At 56.4% G+C, this 23,868-nt stretch carries 17 protein-coding genes and 1 pseudogene; 11 read left to right on the forward strand and 7 right to left on the reverse strand.

Annotation, left to right across the window (positions count from 1 at the left end; all coding sequences use genetic code 11):
• Positions 1 to 45: 45 nt before the first annotated feature.
• Genes ACK8OE_RS17055 through ACK8OE_RS17075 form a run of 5 tightly spaced genes read left to right on the forward strand, consistent with a single transcriptional unit; the run spans position 46 to position 5,327 of the window.
• Positions 46 to 735, forward strand: a complete 690-nt coding sequence (locus tag ACK8OE_RS17055; protein WP_410273561.1) for a 4-carboxy-4-hydroxy-2-oxoadipate aldolase/oxaloacetate decarboxylase — start codon at positions 46 to 48, stop codon at positions 733 to 735.
• Positions 732 to 1,820: a 4-oxalomesaconate tautomerase gene (locus tag ACK8OE_RS17060; protein ID WP_410273562.1), complete on the forward strand. Its 1,089-nt coding sequence runs from the start codon at positions 732 to 734 to the stop codon at positions 1,818 to 1,820. Before ACK8OE_RS17055 ends, ACK8OE_RS17060 begins: the two co-directional genes overlap by 4 nt.
• Positions 1,817 to 2,707: a DUF1932 domain-containing protein gene (locus tag ACK8OE_RS17065; RefSeq protein WP_410273563.1), complete on the forward strand. Its 891-nt coding sequence runs from the start codon at positions 1,817 to 1,819 to the stop codon at positions 2,705 to 2,707. Before ACK8OE_RS17060 ends, ACK8OE_RS17065 begins: the two co-directional genes overlap by 4 nt.
• Positions 2,704 to 3,741, forward strand: coding sequence for an amidohydrolase family protein (locus ACK8OE_RS17070; RefSeq protein WP_410273564.1), 1,038 nt, complete (start codon positions 2,704 to 2,706; stop codon positions 3,739 to 3,741). Before ACK8OE_RS17065 ends, ACK8OE_RS17070 begins: the two co-directional genes overlap by 4 nt.
• A 38-nt stretch (positions 3,742 to 3,779) precedes the next feature.
• Entirely contained in the window at positions 3,780 to 5,327 is a 1,548-nt protein-coding gene (locus ACK8OE_RS17075) for a subtype B tannase (protein ID WP_410273565.1), read from the forward strand.
• Between the two features lie 460 nt (positions 5,328 to 5,787).
• On the opposite strand, the gene ACK8OE_RS17080 is transcribed toward ACK8OE_RS17075, so the two are convergent.
• Positions 5,788 to 7,041: a methyl-accepting chemotaxis protein gene (locus tag ACK8OE_RS17080; protein WP_410273566.1), complete on the reverse strand. Its 1,254-nt coding sequence runs from the start codon at positions 7,039 to 7,041 to the stop codon at positions 5,788 to 5,790.
• Positions 7,042 to 7,825: 784 nt separating this feature from the next.
• Between ACK8OE_RS17080 and ACK8OE_RS17085 the strand changes: the two genes are divergently transcribed.
• A complete protein-coding gene (locus tag ACK8OE_RS17085) occupies positions 7,826 to 7,951 on the forward strand; it encodes a hypothetical protein (RefSeq protein ID WP_410273567.1) in 126 nt (41 codons plus the stop codon).
• Positions 7,952 to 8,066: 115 nt separating this feature from the next.
• On the opposite strand, the gene ACK8OE_RS17090 is transcribed toward ACK8OE_RS17085, so the two are convergent.
• The 3 genes from ACK8OE_RS17090 to ACK8OE_RS17100 form a co-directional block, all read right to left on the reverse strand.
• On the reverse strand, positions 8,067 to 8,447 hold the full coding sequence (locus ACK8OE_RS17090) for a PleD family two-component system response regulator (protein ID WP_410273568.1): 381 nt from the start codon (positions 8,445 to 8,447) through the stop codon (positions 8,067 to 8,069).
• Between the two features lie 26 nt (positions 8,448 to 8,473).
• Positions 8,474 to 9,712 (reverse strand): hypothetical protein, encoded by a 1,239-nt coding sequence (locus ACK8OE_RS17095; RefSeq protein ID WP_410273569.1) that lies wholly within the window; start codon positions 9,710 to 9,712, stop codon positions 8,474 to 8,476.
• 471 nt (positions 9,713 to 10,183) lie between these two features.
• Positions 10,184 to 11,185, reverse strand: a complete 1,002-nt coding sequence (locus ACK8OE_RS17100; RefSeq protein ID WP_410273570.1) for a hypothetical protein — start codon at positions 11,183 to 11,185, stop codon at positions 10,184 to 10,186.
• 160 nt (positions 11,186 to 11,345) lie between these two features.
• On the opposite strand from ACK8OE_RS17100, the pseudogene ACK8OE_RS17105 reads away from it, so the two are divergent.
• Positions 11,346 to 11,662: pseudogene (locus ACK8OE_RS17105) on the forward strand (transposase); the annotation flags it as partial.
• A gap of 218 nt (positions 11,663 to 11,880) precedes the next feature.
• On the forward strand, positions 11,881 to 12,006 hold the full coding sequence (locus ACK8OE_RS17110) for a hypothetical protein (protein WP_410273590.1): 126 nt from the start codon (positions 11,881 to 11,883) through the stop codon (positions 12,004 to 12,006).
• 84 nt (positions 12,007 to 12,090) lie between these two features.
• On the opposite strand, the gene ACK8OE_RS17115 is transcribed toward ACK8OE_RS17110, so the two are convergent.
• Positions 12,091 to 13,947, reverse strand: coding sequence for a methyl-accepting chemotaxis protein (locus tag ACK8OE_RS17115; protein WP_410273571.1), 1,857 nt, complete (start codon positions 13,945 to 13,947; stop codon positions 12,091 to 12,093).
• 181 nt (positions 13,948 to 14,128) lie between these two features.
• Here ACK8OE_RS17115 and ACK8OE_RS17120 point away from each other — a divergent pair, with 181 nt between their 5' ends.
• On the forward strand, positions 14,129 to 14,869 hold the full coding sequence (locus ACK8OE_RS17120) for a response regulator transcription factor (protein ID WP_410273572.1): 741 nt from the start codon (positions 14,129 to 14,131) through the stop codon (positions 14,867 to 14,869).
• Between the two features lie 187 nt (positions 14,870 to 15,056).
• On the opposite strand, the gene ACK8OE_RS17125 is transcribed toward ACK8OE_RS17120, so the two are convergent.
• Both ACK8OE_RS17125 and ACK8OE_RS17130 read right to left on the reverse strand, forming a co-directional pair.
• Complete coding sequence (locus ACK8OE_RS17125; protein WP_410273573.1) at positions 15,057 to 17,963, reverse strand: TonB-dependent receptor; 2,907 nt, start codon at positions 17,961 to 17,963, stop codon at positions 15,057 to 15,059.
• A 333-nt stretch (positions 17,964 to 18,296) separates the two neighbouring features.
• Positions 18,297 to 20,384, reverse strand: a complete 2,088-nt coding sequence (locus ACK8OE_RS17130; RefSeq protein ID WP_410273574.1) for a hypothetical protein — start codon at positions 20,382 to 20,384, stop codon at positions 18,297 to 18,299.
• A gap of 303 nt (positions 20,385 to 20,687) precedes the next feature.
• Between ACK8OE_RS17130 and ACK8OE_RS17135 the strand changes: the two genes are divergently transcribed.
• Together ACK8OE_RS17135 and ACK8OE_RS17140 are read left to right on the forward strand one after the other, a co-directional pair.
• Positions 20,688 to 21,317 carry a transposase gene (locus tag ACK8OE_RS17135; protein WP_410273591.1) on the forward strand — a complete coding sequence of 210 codons (630 nt, stop codon included), beginning with the start codon at positions 20,688 to 20,690 and terminating at the stop codon, positions 21,315 to 21,317.
• Positions 21,318 to 21,440: 123 nt separating this feature from the next.
• Positions 21,441 to 22,844, forward strand: coding sequence for a glycoside hydrolase family 28 protein (locus ACK8OE_RS17140; protein ID WP_410273575.1), 1,404 nt, complete (start codon positions 21,441 to 21,443; stop codon positions 22,842 to 22,844).
• The last annotated feature ends 1,024 nt before the right edge of the window (positions 22,845 to 23,868 follow it).

The following is a 23,868-nucleotide window of genomic DNA, read 5'->3' on the forward strand; positions in this document are numbered from 1 at the left end:
CGAAGCCCCGATTATATCCACGGTTCAAGAGATGGAGAGGAAGACATGCCTATTGTTGTTACCGATATTCAACGCCCAGATCCTTCTGCGGTTGCCACGCTGGAACGCCACGGTGTCGCTACGGTGCATGAGGCGCAGGGCCGAAAGGGTCTTATGGCCGCTTCAATCCGGCCGATCTATCCCGCCGCGATCGCCGGACCGGCGGTTACGGTGGAGCTGGCGCCCGGCGACAACTGGATGATCCACGTCGCCGTCGAACAGTGCCAGCCGGGTGACGTTCTGGTCGTGACGCCGACTTCACCGAGTGAAGATGGCTATTTCGGCGATCTTCTGGCCACATCGCTGAAGGCAAGAGGTGTGAGGGGTCTGATCATCAATGCCGGGGTCCGCGATACTTCGACCCTGCAGGAGATCGGCTTCCCAGTGTGGTCGAAGGCAATTTTCGCCCGTGGCTGCGTGCGGGCGACTCTGGGGAATGTCAATGTGCCGGTCGTCTGCGCCGACGCCTGTGTGCGTCCCGGCGATGTGATCGTGGCCGATAGAGACGGTGTCTGCGTTGTGCCGTTGGAAAAGGCCACAGAAGTTGCGGCCAGGGCCGATGCCCGCGCCGCTTCCGAAGAGGCGCGCCGGGTGCGGTTTGAGAACGGCGAACTGGGTCTCGATATCTACGACATGCGCCAGAAGCTGAAGGATATGGGGCTGGTCTACGTCTCACAGGCGGATTACCTGAAATGAGTCAGCGCGCCATTCCGGCCAGCCTGATGCGCGGCGGCACTTCAAAAGGGCTCTATATCCTCAAAGCGGATCTGCCCACTGATGTGGCAACGCGCGATGCCGTGCTTCTGGCGGCGATGGGATCGCCCGATCCGCGTCAGATCGACGGCGTGGGCGGGGCGCATCCGCTGACCAGCAAGATCGCCGTGGTGTCAAAATCCGAACGTGCCGACGCCGATATCGACTACCTGTTTCTGCAAATCTTCCCGGACAGGGCCATCGTCACCGATCAGCAGAACTGTGGCAATATCCTCGCCGGGATCGGTCCCTTCGCCATCGAAAACGGCCTGATCTCTGCGACCGGCGATGTGACGAGGGTGCGCATCTTCATGGTCAACACCGCCTCTATTGCCGAAGCGACGGTCCAGACCCCGGGCGGACGCGTGACCTATGCCGGTGAGGCGCGCATCGACGGCGTCCCGGGGACGCATGCCCCTGTCATGCTCAACTTCCTCGACGTGGCGGGATCAAGCACGGGGGCGCTTTTGCCCACCGGTAACGCGACGGACGAAATCGACGGCGTGAAGGTCACCCTTATCGACAACGGTATGCCAGTCGTGGTCATGCAGGCCTCTGACTTCGGCCTGAGCGGGGTGGAGAGCCCCGAAGAGATCGAGGCCAATGCTGAGGTCCGTGCCCGCGTCGAAGCCATCCGCCTCAAGGCCGGACCCTTGATGAACCTCGGCGACGTGACAAAAAAGTCGGTGCCGAAAATGACGCTGATTTCCCCGGCGCGTGAGGGCGGTGATGTGTCGACCCGCACCTTCATCCCCCATCGTGTGCATGACGCTATCGGCGTTCTGGGTGCGGTCAGCGTCGCTACGGCTCTGGCGCTCAAAGGTTCGGTCGCGGGGGGCAAAGGCATATCTGGTGCGAAGACCTTCGACATCGAGCACCCGAGCGGCTTTTTCAGCATCGAGATGGAGATGACGGGCGAAGGGGCGGGCCTGAAGGTCACCCGTTCGGCCCTGCTGCGGACTGCGCGCCTGCTGATGCGCGGTGAGGTGCTCGTGCCGAAAACCCTGTGGCCAGAGGATGCGGCATGAGCGTGAAAACCATCCTGCTTCTGGGGTTCGGTGAGGTGGGTCAGGCTCTGGCGGCGGCATTGCAGGCGCGCGCCGATCTGACGCTGAAAACCTTCGATCTGACTCTTGCCGATGGGAGTTCTCCTGTCGCGCGGGCCGCCGCACGTATGGAAATTGTCAGGGGACGCACAGCCGTTGAGGCGGCCCACGGCGCGGACCTGATCCTTTCGGCGGTGACGGCAGCTCAGACCGTAAGAGCCGCCCAGAGCGTTATCGGTGGCCTTAAGCCTGGAGCCATCTACCTCGATCTCAACTCAGCCTCACCCGGCACCAAGTTCGAGGCGGCACTGGCCATCGAACGCGCAGGCGGGCGGTTTCTCGAGGCCTCGGTCATGTCGCCGATCCACCCTCAGACCATCGCCGCGCCGATACTGCTCAGCGGTCCGCACGCCCGTGACGTGCTGCCGGTCCTTCAGGGACTGGGCTTTGCGGGCGCGAAATTCTGCTCGGAGAGCTGGGGGCGGGCCGCCGCCACCAAGCTGTGCCGCAGCGTGATGATCAAGGGGCTTGAGGCGCTGATTACCGAATCCCTGCTGGCGGCGCGTTTTCACGGGGTTGAGGCCGAGGTTCTGGCCTCGCTCAACAACCTGTTCCCGCATCCCGACTGGCATGGCTATGCCCACTATATGATTTCGCGGACGCTGGAACACGGCACGCGACGCTCCGAAGAGATGTTCGAGGCGGCAAAGACCGTGGAGCAGGCGGGGGTTCCCGCCCTGATGGCCACGGCCACGGCCCACCTTCAGGCGCAAATGCCCGCCTTCGCCTCGGCCCTGCGTGAGGCCGATCTGATCAGCATGCTCGACGCCATAAGGGCGCAACTTACTCAGGAGGAGGCAGCTCAATGAGCCTCGAAACACCCCTCATCATCGACTGCCATGGCCATTACACGACCGCACCTTCGCCGCTTCAGGTTTTCCGCGACGGGCAATTGGCAAAGATCCGCGATCCACTGAAGCCCGATCCCGACGGCCCGGTCATCAGCGACGACGAAATCCGCGAAAGCATCGAAAAGAACCAGTTGCGCCTTCTGAAGGAACGTGGCGCGGACATGACCATCTTTTCCCCGCGCGCCTCGGTGATGGCGCACCACATCGGCGATGAGGGCGTGTCGCAGCGCTGGACGGTCGAATGCAACGATCTGATCAAGCGGGTGGTCGACCTCTATCCCGACTATTTCATCGGGGTCTGTCAGTTGCCGCAGTCGCCGGGGGTGTCGCTGGAAGGCTCGATCCGTGAACTGGAACGCTGCGTTGACATGGGCTTTGTCGGCTGCAATCTCAATCCCGATCCATCGGGCGGGCATTTTTCCGCGCCGCCGCTTTACGACAGATACTGGTATCCGTTTTTCGAGAAGATGGTCGAACTGGATGTTCCGGCGATGATCCATGTGTCGGGCTCGTGCAATCCGGCTTTCCATGCCACCGGGGCCTATTACATCAATGCCGACACCACGGCCTTCATGCAGTTCATCGAAGGCGACCTGTTTAGGGACTTCCCGACCTTACGCCTCATCATCCCGCATGGCGGCGGCGCGGTGCCCTACCATTGGGGCCGTTATCGCGGGCTGGCGGACATGCTGAAGAAGCCGGACCTGCGCGAACATGTCATGAAGAACGTCTACTTCGACACCTGCGTCTATCATCAGCCCGGCATCGACCTGCTGTTCGAAGTTATCGACACGAAAAACATCCTGTTCGGGTCGGAAATGGTCGGGGCCGTGCGCGGTATCGACCCGCAGACCGGCTTTTATTTCGATGATACAAAGCGCTATGTCGACGCTCTGGCGATTTCGCCTGAGGACAAATACAATGTCTTCGAAGGAAATGCCCGCCGCGTTTACCCGCGCCTCGATGCCGCTCTTAAATCCCGAGGCCTCTAGGTCTTTCTCCCAAAAGCTTTCCAGACAGGACTACAGAAATGACTAATCGACGCCAGATCATGCAGGCCACGCTTGCCACAGGTATCCTCAGTGGCATGGGTGTGGTCGGGGCGCGGGCTCAGACACGCAGTCTCGTTTTCGATACCAATAATTTTACACAGCTGACGAAAACGATTCAGACGGCGCAGGGAGATCGCGTGGTTGCCTATCGCTTCTATAAGGCCATTCCTTACGTCTCCGCGCCTGTAGATATTACCTATCAGAGCCTGAATATCAGCGTTCCGGTCAGCATAGATGGCAAGCCGGTCGACAGCTCAGCTTCCCCCATTCTTTTCTCCAACTCTGTCGGTGGCTATATGCCGTCCTCGGTGGCAGAGGCTACGGGCGTCGGTGGGGCACCCATGAGAGGTCTGCCGCCTATGGGTATGCAACTCTCACCGCAAGCCGCACCTCTGACTGGGATAGGCGCTGAGGTTCAAAGTGGCGGGAACGCTATGATCGCCGGAGGAAAGCGTGTTTCCAATGCCGATCTGGCACTGGCTGCGGGGATGACGGTCGTGGAGCCGGGCGCGCGCGGGCGGACCCTGACCGATGCTGCGGGAAACTATTATGGCGTGGCACCGGCTGCGATTGTGGACCTGAAAGCAGCCGTAAAATACGTGCGTTTTAACAAAGGTCGTATTCCAGGCGATACGGATCGGATTGTTTCTTCCGGGACCAGCGCCGGCGGTGCCTTGTCCGCCTTGCTAGGGGCATCGGGCGATAGCCCTCTCTTTGCACCCTATCTGGAGGAGATAGGCGCGGCGGACGCCAGCGATGCAATCTTTGCGGTCGGTTCGTGGTGCCCGATCACCGACCTTGAACACGCCGATATGGCCTACGAATGGAACTGGGGCACAAACCCGCTCAGCAGGGGTTCCGCGGTGGATCAGAACCTGTCGGTTCAGTTGAAAAGCGGATTTGCCGCCTATCAGTCCTCCCTTAAACTCAAGGGTCTTGGTGGCTTTGGACCTTTAACATCGGCTAACTATGCAGACTATCTGCTCAAAATGTATCTTCAGCCCGCGGCCACACACTACATGTCGAAGCTCTCTTCAGAAGATCGTGCCGCGTATCTCGCCAAGAATCCTCATATTCGCTGGAAATCCGGAAAGGCCAGCTTTGGCTGGTCTGATTATATTTCCCACGTCGGGGCTCGCAAAAAAGGTCTTCCCGCTTTCGACGCGTTTGACCTGTCGGCGGGCGAAAACAATCTGTTCGGTCGGGATAAGACCAAGGCCAGACATTTCACGGCATTCAGTCAAAAACACGTCTCAGGCGCCCCTGCTATTGACGCTGATATTCCGCACTTACTGAACCTTATGAATCCTATGTTCTTCATCGGAAAGTCCGACGTGTCCACGGCTAAGCATTGGTGGATACGCGTCGGCACCAAGGATACCGACACGTCGCTCTCCGTTGTCGCAAATCTGTCCGCGGCGCTGAATGCAAACAAGCGCACAGTGAATTCGGCGATGTACTGGGATGCAGGCCATGGCGCGAACGAGGACGCGGACGCGTTCATCAACTGGTTTACGTCATTGTGAAGCTAAGGCTAAGATGTGGAGCATACATGGTATCCCCATTGCACCGAGCGGAGCCTGGCCGCAACAAATGCCGAAAAGATCAAGGTGCCGACGCACGGAACGCTCATCAGCCGACGACAGTTGACGTCGTTCTGGCTGATCTATTCGATCTCTCGTGACAACGTCTCGATGAGTACATCGAGCCACAACCAGTTTTCATAGAGACCGTTGATCAGTTGGCTCATCCGGTGCGAGATTTCATCCGCACGGGTGTCGAGAATCTCAAACAGCGAGTTGCGTAAGGCTCGTACGCCGACTCGGACCGTGATGCCCGGCTAAATAAGGAAGGCGCGCATCCGGTTGAACGCGCGGACTGCACGATCTTCGATCAGATCAAGTCCGCCCGCTTCCCGGCTACAAGGATAAGCGACCTTCAGGCCCTCACCTACAAACTTCAAGTTAAACGCGATTGGGGAAAGATTTACGAGGCGGAGCGCATTTTTTCAACGAAAGAGCCAACTTCGCTCTCTAGAACCGTCGAACGGTGGGCGAGATCGTCCGAAAGAGCCCTCAGTTGCTCTGCGGCGGCGCCTGTTTCGTGAGCCGCTGCCGAGATAGTAGCGATCTGCTGGGTCACCTCGACCGTTCCATTCGCGGCCTCGACCGTGCTCGCAGCGATGTCTTGCGTGGCCGTACCTTGTTGAGAAACGGCGCCGGCTATAGCGGTCGTTGACTGACGGATAAGTTCGATCGTTTGCACGATCTCGCCGATCGAACTGACGGTTACCGTGGTAGCGGATTGGATTTCGTTCACCTTTGCGGCTATCTCGTCGGTCGCACGTGCGGTCTGATTCGCCAGCGATTTGACCTCGGTCGCGACGACCGCGAAGCCTTTGCCTGCATCGCCCGCCCGTGCGGCTTCAATCGTGGCGTTTAGAGCAAGTAGATTGGTTTGCGCTGCAATCTCGCGGATTAGTACGATCACATCGCCAATCCTTGAAGCTGCATCTGTCAGAACGGATATGTTTTCACTTGTCGCGGAAGCGGCGGTAGCTGCTGACCCTGCTATTTCTGCGGAGCGAGCGACCTGAGTGTTGATTTCCTGAATGGAATGAGCAAGCTCTCCGGTTCCCGAGGCAGCGGTGTTGACGTTTCTGGCGGCTGCCTGTGCGTAAGTTGTTACTTTTGCGGTTGTCTGTGTGGTCTCCTGTACCGCCCCGCTGAGGCCCTTCGCGGCCTGAGCGATTTCGTGTGCGTTTTGATTGAAGCCCTTCGTCATATTTTGCACTTGAGCGATCAGGGATTTGGCCAACTCATCACGTCGAAGGACTTGGCGCATCTCTTCTTCTTTTACTGCCGCTTCTCGTTGCGACATCGCCTTCGTCTCGGCTTCTGCGGCCCGCGCACTGTCCAGCGCGTCGCTCGCGTCATGGAAGCTTTGCTGAAGTGTGCGCACGATCCATACGAGGACGCCTGTTTGCCCTACGAGGATAATGGCGTGTATGACCACACGCTCGAGATCTGGGCTACTCGACGGGAAAACTGCCGTCGGCATGACGTAATTCAACCCCAAATGATGGACAGCCACGATAGCGCTGTAACCAACTAAGGCGCGCCAGTCACACCAGCCGGCCACCAGCGCCAACGAGGCGAAAAAGTACATATGCATGTCGACTTGGTACCCGTGACCGTCGAATACGTAGACCAGTTCACAAGCGAGAACGGCCAAGGCCATGGAGCTAACCATGCGGGACTGCGGGCCCGTTCGATCTTGCCACCAAAGGAAGGTCGCCAACCCAGTGACAGCACAAGCGATAGCGAAAGGAAATAGGAGTGAGGCACCCGTGCGGAACACAACTGGCAAAGCGGCGACTGCTACGACGTTGATCCAAAGAAAGGCTATAAAGGCGGCGCCAAACCGGTTTCTGAGGGAATTTAGAAGATTCATATCTATGACCTTTGGCAACCGGCGAGAACGCGGGGATTGAAAACCAGAAACGCCCCATGTTTGTAGAGGCGGATCACAAAACCAGGAGATTTCGATTGCGCAATGACTATCCGACCCGAAGGGGTGCCGGAAATCAGCTCTCCATCAGCCTGCAATATCACGTCTATGACGTCGAAATCTGCATTCGATGAGAGTGGATTGGCGATAACGGCTACGGGCCCGCTCGACTTAGGCGTAAGTGCTACGCAGAAAGTAAGTAGAGTGAATATGACACCAATCGAGGCCATTGCCGCGGATTTTTGGAGTTCTGTGTTCGCCATCGCAACTTCAATGCTAAGGTTAACCCCCTGGCAACGTAACGCCGTTTTGTTAATTGGATGTTACTGCTTGAGCCTAAGTGTTAGCTGAGTCTCAGATCCCTCTTCGAGAGATGGCAATAATGACACGCTGAACCCATTTCGTCGTCTTTTTGTTCGCTTGGCGCAAAGGGGTAATGATTACCGTCTGGACCCAATAAGCGGGTTTTCATGAGTGGGATGTCGTGATTCAATCCTTCGTCCATGAGGGTGAGATGGCTGCTTTCTTTTGGTTTTCCGATGCACAATGGGAGCGGATCGAGCCCTCGTTACCGACTGATGCGCGGGGCAAGCGCGTGTTCATGACCGCCGCGCATGTGCGGCATGGGCTGCCGCAATGAGCCTTGACATGACCGTTACATCACGAGGTCTTGAAGTTTCTTGCGACCCAAAGGTCGGAAACTGCCAGTAATGCCGGCGGCGGCCTCGCGGTTGATCGCCATTGGAGGATGGCGCCTAAACTAAGCCAATCTGTCGGAATTTGTGCGCAACGGTTGCATCATCAAAAGGCTTTATGATGTACTCATCCGCGCCTTCGCAGAGCGCGTCGCTAACATGTACCATGTCCCCTTCGGTCGTACAAAAGACCACTCGTGGTTGTTTGATCGAACCCAGTCCTCTCAATTCCTTTAAAAACGTCAGGCCGTCCATAACAGGCATGTTCCAGTCTAACAGGATCGCATCGGGCATATTACGTTCGCACAAAAGAAGGGCATGTGCCCCATTGCGCGCCTCGCTCACCTCGAACGCCAGATGTTCGAGAATTGATCGCGCATATTTTCGCACAGTTCGGCTGTCGTCGACGATTAGACATGTGTGAACGATGACATTTGGCATTTTGTTCTCCGGCCTTCCTTAAGAGCTCACATTACTTCTGCCTGTAAGCTCGCGTGACTTATTCCCGCTACCTTGGCGACTGCCAGTTGTCGAAGAGACTGAAATCCTTCAACCATGCAAGCGCCAGCACTGATCCGCGCCGCTGCGCTCAGGAGTGACAGCTGGCTCTCAAGTTCAGTGTCGTCGGTTTCGCCTGCGTCAATACAGACGCTTACGCCACCGAGGCCGCAATCCTTGACGCCCGATATAGATTTGGGATTGGCCTTTACGCTGCCGATGCAGGTCATTGAGAACGGTCGCAGCATAGCAACAATCTCTGACATCCGACCCGTCGGTACGCCGTCGATGTCTTTAACTTCGAAAATGCATCTAATCCCGAGCTCCTTACAACCCCTGGACACTTCTGTAATCATCCTGGCGCGCCCACGAGTGCTTGAAAACGTCGAAAAGGCGGCAGGGACAACCATGACCATACGTCGTTGATCAGGCGCTTTTGCCCGGAGCTGACTTATGCCTAACTGCAAATTGGCGATGTCTATACGCTCACGTATCGACCAGTCGAGGTTAGCTAACTGCTTCCGGTCTACAGCGCTGTTGCTATCTAGGGGTAGGACGGTGACCTTGAGCCTATGACCTATCATCGTCAATTTACGCATCTCGAAAAGAGGCTCAAGTGTGCAAAGTATGCGATACGGGGTCTCAGCCACTTTCCACAAAGCACCGTGTTTGTGAGTTCTAACAGCGGTTGAATCTGTAAAATTTTGCGCACCGCCGTGTTGAGAAGCCTCACTGCTGTCGCTGGCATCGTAAAATCCAAAGGGCGTCATCGCATGAAGATAGAGACGGTCCGTGTCGGTTACCGTCACCCAATACAGCCTGGGGGGCTCATCAACGCTGCCCACGAAATGGTCAACAACAGCCTGACGCAGGTCGGCCGTTGCACGGGCTCCGGCATTTTCGCCGAGGGTCGGCATCACGCATAAAAATAAGTGCTCTGATAACGGAAGGCACCAATTTGGTTCGGGATGTTTCTTTTTGAAGGTTGTAATCAGGAGATCAACTACAAAAGGCTGTTTACGATCCCACTTTTCATTCAAAACGTCGCAAAGTGGCGCGAGATCAATGATAAACGCCCGACGCAGCTCTGCTGCGCGGGTCTCGCGTAACCGTTCAACGATATAAGCGGCGTCCTCTCGGGGAATGTGGAGTATAAGGTCTTCCCTGTTCCCTGCGGTATGTAAGTAGTCTCTGTTTACACCAGGCATTTCTTTGCCCTCACTCACTGAATAACGATGATACGTGAGGTGCTGTTTCGAGTTTATTAAAATGTGACGTTAATGAAGGGTTGCGATACGACAGGTTCGAATGGAATTGATCTGGCTGCCATTGTCGACGTTACCTCACGCTTTATCCACGGCTCAGTCCGCTCCGGCGGTCAACTGTAGAGAAACACCCGGTCAGGGCGATTGTTGCCATTGAGGGTCGAGGCTGGTGCTGGGGGGTGAGAGAAACACCTTGACGTCGGATTACTTGGGCTAGCACTCGGCATGTGCACCGCTGTATCCGTCACTCCACACGCCAGGTAGACCTTCACATTCCCCCGACGGCCCGATCATGACGCTTCCACGCACGCGATCAATGACGACAAAAGCCCTCGATCCAGATCCGCCGGCACCTTCAGGCTGCGACCGCCGCGCACCAAGATCTCAACGATCTCCTTCGCATTTGGGTTACACTCAATTTCCCGCGCTAAATATTGGAATTGTGCCAAGCAATAGTGCGGCCGCAAATATACCTCCTCGCAGAGCGCTCCCAGGGATGTCTAGATCGAGCCCAAATGCGTCCTGCGTAGCTTCAACGGCGCAGTCAATGAAGCTCGACAACGCGCCCACTAAAAAAAGAAATATTGCACTAACAAAGAAGGGTTCTAAAATGGGAATTGCATAGACGTTTGAATATGAAGAGCCTTTCCATTTAAAATACGCACTGAGCGTCACAGCAAAACTGGAGATGGCGCCAGCCATTACTCTGACGTCGCGACCTGTCCAGTGCGCAGGCCCATCAACTCTTCCACGAAAATACCAAAGGCTAAGAAGTGCTGTAGCAAACAAACCGCCTATGCTCAGGGAATGCAACAGGATCGGAATTTCCAAATAATAATAATGAAGTATTTCAAATTTAAAAAAATTCGTATTTATTTCCATTTTATTTATCAATAAAGTGAGAGCGCAGCCTAATGAAAAAACTAGTCCGCTAGCCACAAAAAGTCCGTGCTGCAGACGTCTAATAGGAAAAATAATATAAAAAGATGCTAACGCAGCAGCACAGGTAATCGAAATCAATTCAGGTCCGCCGTAAACGTAGGTCGACAATATAATCACGAGTTTAGTTACATGAAAAATAATTTCGGCGCATGATAAAAATAAAACTCCATAGGATATAAATAGAACCATTTTTTTTATTATCGATTTTTCGCATCTGTTTCCTGTTAATAAGCGAGAAATTCCATCAGCAAAAAATGTTGCTATTACGAGAAATGATAAATTTGATGAATCTTGAAATTCAAAGCGTTTATGATTTATTAACTGAAAAACAGCGGGTATAAAAATTGAAATGGGAATGAGAGCTACGTTAAACGGCTGTCTATAATCTTGGGTCGAGCGTCTTGTCCCTAAATTTTTATTATAAAAAAGTGAGAAAATTATACATGACGCAACTGTTACAATTATACCCGACAAAGGCGATCTCCAGCCATTATGACAATCTTTCAGATTGTACGCGCGTATCCTTGTCTACCCTTTGGTAAATCCCTTTTTTGCCCACAGAAGTGTCACGCGTTTGCAACTAGATTCCCGGCCGATGTGGCGGGCGCAGAGCACAATAATTTCGTCGCAGTGTACGTACATCCTCATGCGCCGCGGCTTCTGTACCTCGTCGCCATCATGGACTGGTTCAGCCGCAAGGTCCTGGCCTGGCGGCTCAGCAATACGATGGATGTCGAGTTCAGCAACGAGGCCCTGGAAAAAGCGATGGCGAAACACGGTCGACCAGACATCTTCAATACCGATCAGGGCAGCCAGTTCACCAGTCCGAGGTTCACAGAGCTCTTGCGTGACGCCAGCGTCCGCCTGTCCATGGACGGACGCGGACGCAGGCTTGACACTGTTCTTATCGAGCGGCTTTGGCGCTCGCTGAAATACGAGTGCGTCTATCTACGACGGGAAGCAATTTGGCACACATGTTGATAACGCGATGCGACAATTGAAAGGATCAGAAATTCGGGTGTGCGCTGATTATTGAATACACCTGCGGGGAACATAGTGTGAAGCTAACTGCATGCGGCATGATACTAAATCCTGCCTCCAGCTTGCACCGCATCACCTAAGTAACTTGCGGCATTCGGTTCGCTGCCTTCTTTTGGATACTAAGTCTCATCCGCCATGACGCGGCACGAGCGATGCTCTTTCAAATGGATTACTCCATTCAAAGCCTTTCGTTAACGACAGGAGCCGATCATGCGGATCTCGTGCAACTTATTGGTGTTTATCAGAACTTTTAGCATCGATCGTCTGAGATTGATCGTGAAATTTTGGGCGGACGATCGTTTGCCGTGTCCGTCATCTGACGTAGCGCCACGCACTCCTTAAGCTGCTCTGATATCCTGCAGAAACTGGCTCGCAACCTTTCGCAAGTTGAGCGTCTGGTTAGACAGCTCGACGATCTCGTCAAACGAATCCCTCGCCTTGATGCCAGTATCCCGCGCAGACTGAGACACCTCGTTCACCGCTGTCGTAATGCGCGACGTTGTGGCTGCGACTTCCTGGGTGGATTGGGAAATCTCGCTGACCGCAGAGGTCTGTTCTCCCACGGAGTGGGAAATCTCTTCAGAGATACCTTTCATCCGCAGTACGGCTTCGGAAATAGCCGCCACTGCTGCACCCGCATTTTGGGTGGCGAACTGAACGCCCTCGACCTGTTTTGTGATTTCCTCTGTGGCCTTGGCAGTTTGCTGGGCAAGTGCCTTTACTTCAGCGGCAACGACCGAGAACCCTTTCCCAGCCTCGCCAGCTCGCGCGGCCTCAATGGTCGCATTCAGAGCCAGCAGGTTGGTCTGGGATGTGATGCTGGCGATCAGCTCGACCGCCGTACCAATGCGCTCCGCCGCCAATTGCATCTCCGACATGACCGACATGGCCTGATCAGCCTCTCCGGCGGCACTCTCGGCTGCAACCGCGGCGGTTTGGGCCTGATGGGCAATCGACTGCGTCGAGGCGGCCATTTCTTCGGTCGCGCCAGCCACGGATTGCACACTCATGCTTGTGCCCTCCATGCTGTTCGCCACCAGATCACTGTTCGAGGACGTGTTCTCGGCAACGACAGCCAGGCTTTCTGAGACCGCTCGAAGCCGTTGAGCCGAGGCTCCCAGACGATCCACAATCGTCATCACCGTGGCTTCGAATGTATCGGCCAGTTCAAGCATGGCCGCCCGGCGTTCGTTGATAGCATCTTCTTCGAGGCGGTGTTGGACCGTCCGCATGCGTTCCGTCTCTTCGAGATTGGCCCGAAAAGCGGTTAGCGTACTGACAATGACACCCGTCTCATGCCTGTCGTCCTGGAACGGTATGGTTCCGACGTCTTTACCTTTGCTGAGCGAGTCCAGTGCGCCAGACAAGACGCGAAGTCGGCGGGAGAGCCCGGAGGCTATCACGAGGGTAAGTCCAAGGGCCAGTAGCAGGATGGCCGCAGACGATCCGACTTCAATCCAGATCCGACCCCATTCCCGTTCAATGCGGTCTTCCAGCAGGGCCGCCAGATCGGCATTGCCCTCTGCGAACACCGCTTCCGATGCCTTGACGACGGCTTTCCATGTTTCCGGTGTGGGCTGTTTGGCGAATGCCTCACCCGCAGTGTCGAAGCTCTGAAGGGCCTCCGCAAGCGAGCGGGGGACGACTTTGTCGGGGCGAGCAGCCGCTGTCCTTGTTGCGGATGCTTTGAGGGCTCGAAGCTGAGCATCGAATATGGCGGTATTGCTCCCAGCGTCTTGCGCAAGCGCTCGGCCTTCTATGAGAACGGCGGGCAGTTTTGTCGTAAGCAAGTCCATGATGTAGAAGCTGTCGAGATCCGGATCGAGCGTTAGGCTCGATTTGTCGGCGACGTCCTGAAATAGGCCGGTTGAAGCTTGCAGCCGTTCGGACGCAGGCAGGGTTTCAAGCTCTTTGAACGCCTCCGGAGATAAAATGGCCTCGACGCCTGCGGGCAGCGTCTGCGCGACGGGTGCGGTTTCTGACGTATTGTGCGCGCTTGTCGCCATATGTGGCCATACAACTGCAAGGCCCTCCGTCCCGAACAGTTCTGAGCGCGCAAAATCGATGGTGTTCAAATGGGCCCTGAACAGGAACCCGCCTGTAACGATGACAGGAATAACCATCAAAGCGCCAAGAAGCCACATGCGGGTGACGATGCTCAGTCGGGCATTGATGCGGTCGGCAAGTTTCAGCACGCTTGTCCCCATTTGAAGCGCAAAAAGAAAGCACTGATATTAAACAATAAGGTTATCGCCGCGTTAATGAAGCGCCCCCAAATCTGGGGTTGCGCTGCGCCGCAGCAAACGCCAAGGTGTTGAAGCCACTGATTGTTTGCGATAATGGAGGCGGCGACCTTCTCCTAAATGGATCACACAGATGCCCAGTTACGTAGCGGCGCGAACTTCGGATATCGAGCTTCAGGCCCTGCTTGAGACTCGTTCCAGCGCCTTTGGTACGGCGAGGGCCGAGTATCCGCTTCTAATGCGCCTGCGCCAGCTTGTACCCTTTGAGCATTTCGCGATTTCCGGTCTAAATTACGAGGGCTTTGGCATCGGGAAGGGTGTGTTCCTGGCGAGTAACCTTCCAGTAGAGGCCATCGAGGCCTATCTGGAGCGGCGACTTGTCGAGCGCGACCCCGTGGCAAGACGACTCTCGCCAGACAATCCGGTGACGAGTTGCCATGATTTGTCTGCCGAGGAGCTATCAAGCCCAGAGGGCGTTGAGATTTATGGATTTTGCAAACTCTATGGGATCGCGCCGCGAACGTCGTTTGCCTTGTGTCATGAAAATCGGATGTACGGCGCGGCAACGTTCACACGTCAAACACCGTTTTCGGAAGACGAACGTCTGATACTCTTAGCGGTTGCCCGGCAGGCTCACGATCAGCTCTCAAATGAACAGCTCGCCGCAATGAACCAGCATCTCGGTCTTACTCAAGGGGAGCGCGTTTCCCTCCAAGCGATTTGCGATGGTCTGTCCGTGGAGGAGGCCGCTGACCGATTGGGATATACACCGGAAACAGTCCAGTCCTATCTCAAAACTGTAATGAGAAAACTCGGGGTTAACAATCGCGCACATGTCGTTGCAGAGGCTTTTCGCCGACACCTCGTTCACTGAAGCCCCTTTCTCAGCGGAAATCAACACGTCCGGCGCACAATCTAAGAGAGGGGACAAGGCGCAACCTTCAATCATGAAACAACGGCACGCGCAAAGTCGTGCCCGTAACAATTAAACAATGTGCAAAAAAATGCCCACCGCAAAGCGCAGTGGGCAGTTGGGTCTCTGGGGAGCAGGGAGATGGACTTTAATACTTATACGTCAGACCGAAGGTGATCGTCCGCCCGATGCGGGTTTCAAACAGCGTGTCCTGACGGTTGGAGTCGATATAGAGGCGGTTTTGCTCGTCGGTCAGGTTTTGCGCTTCCAGCGACAGCTTCAGGCGATCCGTGACCTGGTAGGAGGCCGAAGCATCCACATACAAGGTATCGTCATTGCCTTGCAGATCGCTGCCCGCAGACGCCGGGATGGCTCGGATGTACTTGCCGCGATAAGAGGCCGTGCTGCGCACGCTGAACTTGTCATTTTCCCAATAAAGCGTGCCGGACGCCGATTCACGCGACAGGTTGGTCAGGTCGTTTGTCGTTGACGTCAGCGGAACACCCGTGGGCGAGCTGCTAAGGACGTAATTGATCTCCGAGGTAATGTGCGTGTAGTTGGCCAGCACGCCGAAGTGACTCCAGAAGCCCGGCAGGAAGTCGAGGTCGGCCTGAAGGTTCAGTTCGATGCCCTTCAACGGGCCACCCGGTGTATTCACGAAGCGCGCCACGTTGAACAGGTCGGTCGCTGACGCACCGGACGCATTGCCCACCAGCAGCTCCAGCGGCAGACCCAGTTCGTTGTAGGGAACGGTCTGATTGATGCGCTGAATGAAGGTCTTGATGTCCTTATGGAAATAGCCGACCGACACCAGAGAGCCGGGGCGGAAGTACCATTCCAGAGCCGCATCAAAGGTCGTGGCGCGGATCGGTTCGAGATAGGGGTTGTTGATCGTCCCCGTGCGGGTGGTGAAGGTCACGCCGCTGGAGGGGGTGAGGTTCCCCAGTTCCGGACGGGTCATCACCTTGGCGGCCGAGAAACGCGCCAGCAGGTCCGGCTTCAGCTCAAATACGATGTTCGCTGACGGCAGAATATCGTGATATTCGCGCTCGACCTGATTGCGGACGCCGCGCGTCGGATATTGTGAGCCTGCGGGCGCTGTGGCGGCGATATGGCCGACCGCGAACTGCTTCGTATAGACCGAACGCACGCCGACATCGCCGCGCACCGGAACGGGCAGCCAGGTGTCCGAATTGAATTCGGCCATGATGTAGCTGCTGCGGACCGTTTCCTTGATCTGCGACTGCGGGGCGCCACATTCGATACCGCAATATTGCAGGGAATCGAATTTGAAGGCCTCACGCCATTTGGCCGGGTCGATGGCCACCCAGCTTGCCGGAGCGCCATTGCCCCACAGATCGTTGACCCCGGTGATCTGCTTGGTCAGGCTGGCCAGGGTGACGCCGGCGGGCAGGGCGGTGACGGCCACCTGAGTGGGGATGAGGTTCAGAGAGCGCGAATTGAAGTCGTTTTCGCGGTACTGCACCCCGAACTTGACCGTGATCGAGTCGGTCGCGTCGTATTTGCCATCCAGGTTGATGGTGGTGATGTCGGTAGTGTTCCACTGTGGCTTACCCTGAACCGAGAAGCCGCCGGTGACTGTACCGTCCGACTGTCCGGGGGCGTAGGCGAAGTTCGCCGGATTGGAAACATCGATGCCGAAATTGATGACCGGGGTCGTGCCACCACCGCGATAGTCGATGGAGAAGTTATCGACATCGATAGCGTCAATGAAGGTTTGCAGGCGCATCGGCCCGTCCCAGGTCGAGGTCGATTTGCCAATAAAGCCCGTGACTTCGAAGCGTTCGTTGATGCGGTGACGCGCGTTCAGGTTCACCTGCGTGAATTCCGAGGTGAAGACATCGACCAGACCTTCGGAGCGCACGTCCATGCCGTCAAACAGGCCGTACAGCAGCGAGCCGTTCGATTTGAACTGCATGTCCTTAACCGAGACCATCGGTTGACCGTTATTGCCGACGTTACGCGCCAGCGACAGGCCGGCGATATAGTTGTCACGCCGTTCGACATCGAATTTGGAATAGAGCACGTCCAGCGATACGTCCGTATTGGCATCGGGGCGCCACTGGAAGGTCAGGCTGCCGGCCAGACGCTCGGTGTCCTGTTCCGAATTCACGTAACGCGGAATGCGCGGCAAGAACGCGCCGGAACCAGGTGTATTCGGAAGGTCAGCGCGGCGTAAATTGGCCACCGCATTGTAAGCGGCCACCGTAGAGGTGCGTGGGTTGTTGGTGGAACACATGGTCGCCGTCGCCCCTTTGGCGGCCTGAGCCGTCGGCGAAGGGCTGGTCGTTGGGTAACCAATGGGTGTGCAGAAGGGGTGCACCACACCATCGACCGTAAGGCCATTGGTGTTGGCCGACAGGATGTCCACGGCGGAGTAACCGACTTCGCGCGTATGCTTTTCCTGATAGGTGAGGGTGCCGAGGATACCGAAGGTACCATCAGCGAACTTTTTGGAAGCAAGCAGCGTCAGGCGCGGATCGGTCTTTTTGGCCAGTTCGTTATAGGTGCCCTTGGCCGAGAAGCTGAACACTTCCGATTTGCTGTAGTCGAACGGCTTGGGCGCGCGCAGGTCAACCGTCGCCCCCAGTGAGCCTTCTTCGACGTCCGCCGAGGCGGTCTTACGCGCCGCCAGAGACGAGAAGATTTCCGACGGGAAAATGTTGAAGTCAAAGCTGCGACCGTTATTGCCGGCGCCATAGATGTCGGCGGAGCCGGACTGCGCCGCGCCTTCCATACCGTTCAGACGAACGCGGGTATATTGTGGCCCAAGGCCCCGCACCGAAATATTGCGGCCTTCACCGCCGTCGCCGCGCGACAGGGTGACGCCGGGGATGCGTTGCATCGACTCGGCAAGGTTGGAGTCCGGAAACTTACCCACATCCTCGGCCAAGATCGAATCGATAGTCGCCGCGCTATTCTTCTTGACGTTCAGAGCGCTTTTCAGCGAGCTACGGAAGCCCGTTACGGTAACGGTTTCGATCGGTTCCTGCGCCGGTGTCGCCTCTTGGGCGACTGCAGGCGCCGTAGCCACAAGTGCGACACACATTATCGCGGATGTACGAAGTAGTTTCGCTTTGCGAAGCGAATTAATAGGGATTGGCATTTTTTCCTCACTTATAGTCGCTCGCTTATTGCGATCGACTCACCTGTTCATGTCTCGGCCTGAGGCCGTATTTTTTTGCACGCGCTGAACGCGTTTGGTCGATTGATCAACACCGATCAGATTACACTGTTTTCTTCAAATGCGCAACGAGGCACGCGAGAAAATTTGAGTATATCTGCGCGAAACCGATCTAAATTGACAGAACGATGTTTGATCGTGATTAAAAATAGGCCTGATTGAAATCGCTGGGTGAGGGTGTTTTCACCCATCATCACGAACCTGCAGAAGGTGTACCAGTGCCCAATCCTGATCGTTCGCGTAGGCATCGTAGAAGCGCCCGGTCTGGCCGTTGACCGTGACCGGGTAAAGATACGCGGCGGAGCCGTGGCCGTCGGCGGTAAACAGGCTAAGATTGTTTCGGAGCACTTCATCTGCCCGGCGCGCATAGGCCTGATTCCCCGTCGCCTTTGCATAGTGGTGGAAGACGATGCCCGTCACGCCGCTCCAGTAATGTGGGAAGGTATCGCCGAACATGCGGGACTTGCCGAACCAATAACCATCCCAATGGCGAATGGCGATCTCATTCAGGTGATGATCGGGCTGGCGTCCGTTGAACAGCTCCAGAAGCGCCACATGCGGCTTGGCCGCTTCCAGCCACTGTTTGTCGCCGGTGACACGATGTAGTTCGAGCAGAATCTGAGCGGCCGGGCCGACGATTGACTGCTCGTAATTGACCTCAGACTCCGGATAGTTCGTGCCCTGCGCCGCGAGTTTGCGACCATGGCCAAGAACGAGGTTCAGCAGCTTGCCATAGTCGGCCATGCGGTTGGCCGCTTTCAGTGCTGTCAGGCCCTCGTAGATCGGAAGACCTATAGCGTAGAAGCTGTCACCGCCGTTGGCGTAATAGCTCTCCATGGTTTTGACGAACCAGTCGTAGTCCTCGGTGCGCCCCAGGAGTCGAGCCATTTCCAGATGCAACTGCGCAGCCCAGGGCCAGTTGTAGAGGCGGACGGATTGGTTGATGACGGAGTTGAAGACAAAACCGTCGGGGCGCTGGAGCTTGGTTTTGACAAAGGCGCTGTAGCGTTCAAGGGCTTCCAGCACCTTCGCGTCCTTCACTCTCTCCTGCCGCAGCCAACGGGCTAGGAAGACACCCATGCCCAAGCGTTCGCGCGCTTCGTTTCGATCGGAGAACGGGTCCGTGGTGACTTGCGACTTCAGTTGATTGTCATAGAGCACGAAAGCACCGCTTCGGGCGTCGTTGGCTTCTGTGTACTGCTGGTGGTTGACGATAAACCTCGCGCGCGCGGCCATAAGGTCGGACAGAGGCGGGGCGACGTTTAACACCAGTCGCGTCTCGCCCCCGCTCGCTGTTTTCAAACGCAGCGTCTGCTCCCCTGCTTGGCTGGCGGTAAAGGTGCCGGTGAACGCGCCGGCAGTCGGCGTAAGCAAGACCTTATCCAGCGTTGGTACCGAGCTGGCGCTGACGCGAATGTCTGCGCGTTCACCCGGGAAGAGCGTGTGGCGCGAACTTTCGATACGGACGAACTGCTGGGAATGGCGGGCTGCCTTCGTGAAAAAGTCTTCCCATCCGTCGTGCCAGAACAGCGTCCACGCTACCGTTCGGGTCTCACCAGGTTTCAGGTCTCTCAAGGATGGGTGCAGCAGGAAGGTCCCGCGCGTGTTCGACGAGGTGATTGTATCCCGACCGGTAATCGAATAGCCGGACAGTCCGCCTTCGGCGACGACGAGGCCGAGATGCGGCCCCCGGCCACCCATGCGCAGGGTCGCAATCCAGGCCGAGCTTCCCCCAGTCCACAGATGCGTGTGGCAACGATGCTCCAGGAGATCCCTGGCATTGGTGTAGTGGTCGTTGAACGGCGCGCAGATGACCAGGCCGGCACCGCTTTTATCGCTCATCGGCAAGGTGTCCTCGCCGGTATTGGTGAAGCTGTAGCGTTCGGTCAGGGTTTCGCCGACGATCTTTCGGGCCACATCGACTTTGAGCGCGCCGGTGACATAGCTCACCATCATGCCATCCTTCGTCAGCTTGAGCGTGGACGGTTCATCCCAGCGTCCCCGGTGCAGGGCCGTTTTTCCGACATCGGCATAGCCCAGGCCCCAACCCAGCCCGCGTGACTGCCAGGGCGCATTACGGGGTGAACTGATCCAACTCATTGCGCTCGGATCGGTCGGGTGGATGAGGTCGCGCAGCGCGCCCGTAGCCGAATCGTAGACCAGCTTGAACTGACCGGCCGCAAGTGTCGTCGGCTCTGATGCCGCCGAAGCCGCACCCGCGGGAATCAGCGCGCCGACCCCGGCCAGTTTTAGAATATCGCGACGATCCATTCTCGTCTCCCTATTTTATGTCGGACAATTACCACATGTTGTCGAACGCGATCAATTATGATTGTGTCTGCTCACGAATATGGTCTGTCGTTGGTGAATTCCCCTAACTATTGCTCCCCGTTATGAGTTAGCGGCCTGATCAAAAATTATAGCGTGGGGCGCAAAGACGTACTCGCATCGGTGTGACAGTGAGAAAGAAATGGCCGTCGACCGAGCGGCCGTCGCAAAGACAACAAAAGGGGCTAGCAACTCGGAATGAAACTCAAACGACGCCTCCTGATCAGTGGGTTCATTGCAGCAGTGATGGGCCTTTCTGCAGCTACCGCTCAAACCCAAAGGCCGAATTCAACCCCAGCAGGCTGGAAACATTTTCCCGCAGAGACCCGCGCGCCTGCCGGGGCACCGAATGTCCTCCTCATCATGACAGACGATGTAGGGTTTGGAACGCCGAGTACCTTCGGCGGTCCGGTGCCGACGCCCGCCTTTGACGAATTGGCCGCACATGGTCTTCGCTATAATCAGTTCCACACCACGGCGATGTGTTCGCCATCCCGCGCGGCGCTGCTGACCGGGCGTAACCACCATTCAGTTAATTCTGCAACCGTTGCCTATGTCGCCACGGATGACCGGGGATATACGTCCGTCATGGACGAGGCTGAGCATGACGTCCTGGCCTACATGACCTTCCCTAAAGAGCACCGCATCAAGCTTCACAGCACAAACCCGATTGAGCGGCTCAATGGCGAAATCAAACGCCGTTGCGATGTCGTGGGCATCTTCCCGAACGACGATGCCATTATCCGCCTCGTTGGGGCTATCCTGCTGGAGCAGAACGACGAGTGGACGGTTCAACGCGGCCGCTACATCACCCTTGAAACCATCGCACAACTCAGCGATGATCCAGTTCTCAGCATGCCAGCCGTGGCAAGCTGACGAAAATCCGGACCTATCCGGAAACCACTGATGCCTGGCGCTCAGTTACACCACGTCACGGGACACGATCAGTTTCCGCGGTCGCTCTTCGGTAGTTTTTTTAATGAAATTGAGGACAATACCATGACTCCTATTTTTGCGTCACGCCGCTGCGTCCTCTATGCTGGCTTTGCCGTGCCGCTGTTTGCAAGCTATGCCCACGCCGCATCCGGCCTGAGCCACACCCAGGTCTCGGCCAGCGCGCCGTTCGACATGCCGTCGATCCGCGTGCCTGATTTTTCCAAGGCCAAACGCTTCCCGATCACCGACTTCAGCGCATCGCAAGGCGATCAGGCCGCCACCTCCGCCGCTATTGGCAAGGCTATCGATGCCGCGCATCGGGCCGGTTCCGGCGTGGTCGTCGTCCCGGAAGGCGTCTGGCCCACCGGCAAGGTCCATCTGAAAAGTAACGTCAATCTGCACCTGTCCAAGGGCGCGACCCTGCTGTTTTCGGAAAAGCCCGAAGACTATCTGCCGCCGGTCCAGACCTCGTGGGAAGGGATCGAGTGCTTCAACTATTCGCCGCTGGTCTACGCCTTCGATTGCGAGAACGTCGCTCTTAGCGGCGAAGGCAAGCTCAGGGCCAGGCTGGATGTGTGGAAGGTGTGGTACGCCCGCCCCAAGCCGCACATGGACGCCCTCGTCGCCCTCTACGACATGGCCTACAAGAACGTGCCGGTGAAAGACCGTCAGATGGTTGCCGGTGAGAACCACCTGCGCCCGCACTTCGTGCAGTTCAATCGCTGCCGCAATGTGCTGATCGAGGATATTTCGATCGAAGACAGCCCCTTCTGGACCATCCATCCCCTGCTGTGCCGCGACGTGGTCATCCGTCGCGTCAAGGTGCGCGCCCACGGCCACAATAATGACGGCGTCGATCCGGAAATGAGCCAGAACGTGCTGATCGAAGATTGTGTCTTCGATCAGGGCGACGATGCCGTTTCGGTCAAGTCAGGCCGCGACATGGACGCCTGGAGGCTCGATACGCCCGCAAAGAATATCGTCATGCGCAATTGCCAGATCAAAAATGGCCACCAGCTGATGGCCATCGGCAGCGAACTGTCTGGCGGGATCGAAAACGTCTTTGTCGATAACTGCCACTTCATCGGTGACGGCAAGGGTGAGGACGGCTGGGCCGTGCCGATCAACAACCTGCTCTACGTCAAAACCAATGAGCGCCGCGGCGGCTTCGTGAAGAACGTCCACATGCGCAATGTCAGCGCCACGAAGATTCAGGGCAGCGTTCTGGCCGTTGAAACAGACGTACTCTATCAATGGCGCACGCTTTTACCGACCTATGTGCGCAGGCTGACGCCCATCGAAGGGCTGCACGTGTCGGATATCCGCGTCGAAGAGGCCAAGTACCTGTGCCTGATCAAGGCCGAGGCCGAAATGCCGGTGAAGGACGTGTCACTGGAAAAGGTCCGCGCGGCCAGACTGACCGATGTACCCCTCATTAATCGGGATTCAGAGGTGCGACTAAGCTAGTTTGTTTGTCTGACCCGTGAAGCAGAACACATATCGGCATAGCTAAGTGAGCCTGCTCAGTCTCGGCAATGGCCAGTTTCTGGCTGTCGTTATAAAATCGTTTGCATGTCGGGAACGGCGCGCTGGGAGGTCGATTGCGCTCTACGTAGTCGACAAGGCGACGATCGGCGTCATATAGGAAGTCCTCAAGGTGATGCTCGGAAAGCCATCCTCTGCGCGACCACGGAAATGGTGCGGACCACCTTGCCGGACCGGTCTTCGAACACGCCATAGCCGTTGCGTCGTTTAGGGCCAGTGGTGCGTTTTGCCGAAACCCGTGCGATAGACGCAAAAGGTTGAGAGTCACGAGTTCGAGGTATGTTGCTTTCGGAAAAAAGATAGAGCTAGTCCCGTTTTCACGGACAGCTGGTCAATGAGCCGCATTAAGGTGAGGTTCAAAACGCTCTCGCCCTGTCGGCCGCCGTAGAAACACGAGCGGCTTATCGAGACCAACTGGCATTGGTGTTTCACCGACAGGGCCGGATGTTTCGGATCGATCATCTGTCGCCTCCGCCCGGCACTTAGCGACCGGAAGCTTTGCGCAAAAAATCTCGCTCCACCAACAACTGACTGATCTTCGCGTGAAGCTTTTCGACCTCGGATTCCCGATCTGCCTGACCTGCCGTTACGGTGTTGTCCGGAAGCGCCGATTGACACGATCGCTAACCGCGCGCCGTACATTTCCGTTTTAATACCAGACTGATTATTGGTATTACCAAAAAGATACGCGGGTTGGATCGCGCCGCCAAATTCGCAACTGAACTTTTATAATTCAAAAATAAATATTTCAATTTTAATAATAAAAAACATCTCAAAAACAACGCGTTGCCAGACGTCTGTGTCTTTTCTGCTTCAATATCTAAAATTGAAACATACTTCGCCGCGGAAAATTGACGTGTGGCCAGACCATATGCTAGGCCAATGGTCTGGCCAATATATTTGGCCGGAGAAACAAACGGACTCAAGAGCCGAGCGGTCAGGGAAA

It is taken from the genome of Asticcacaulis sp. W401b (assembly GCF_046503825.1).
Classification (GTDB): Bacteria; Pseudomonadota; Alphaproteobacteria; order Caulobacterales; family Caulobacteraceae; genus Asticcacaulis.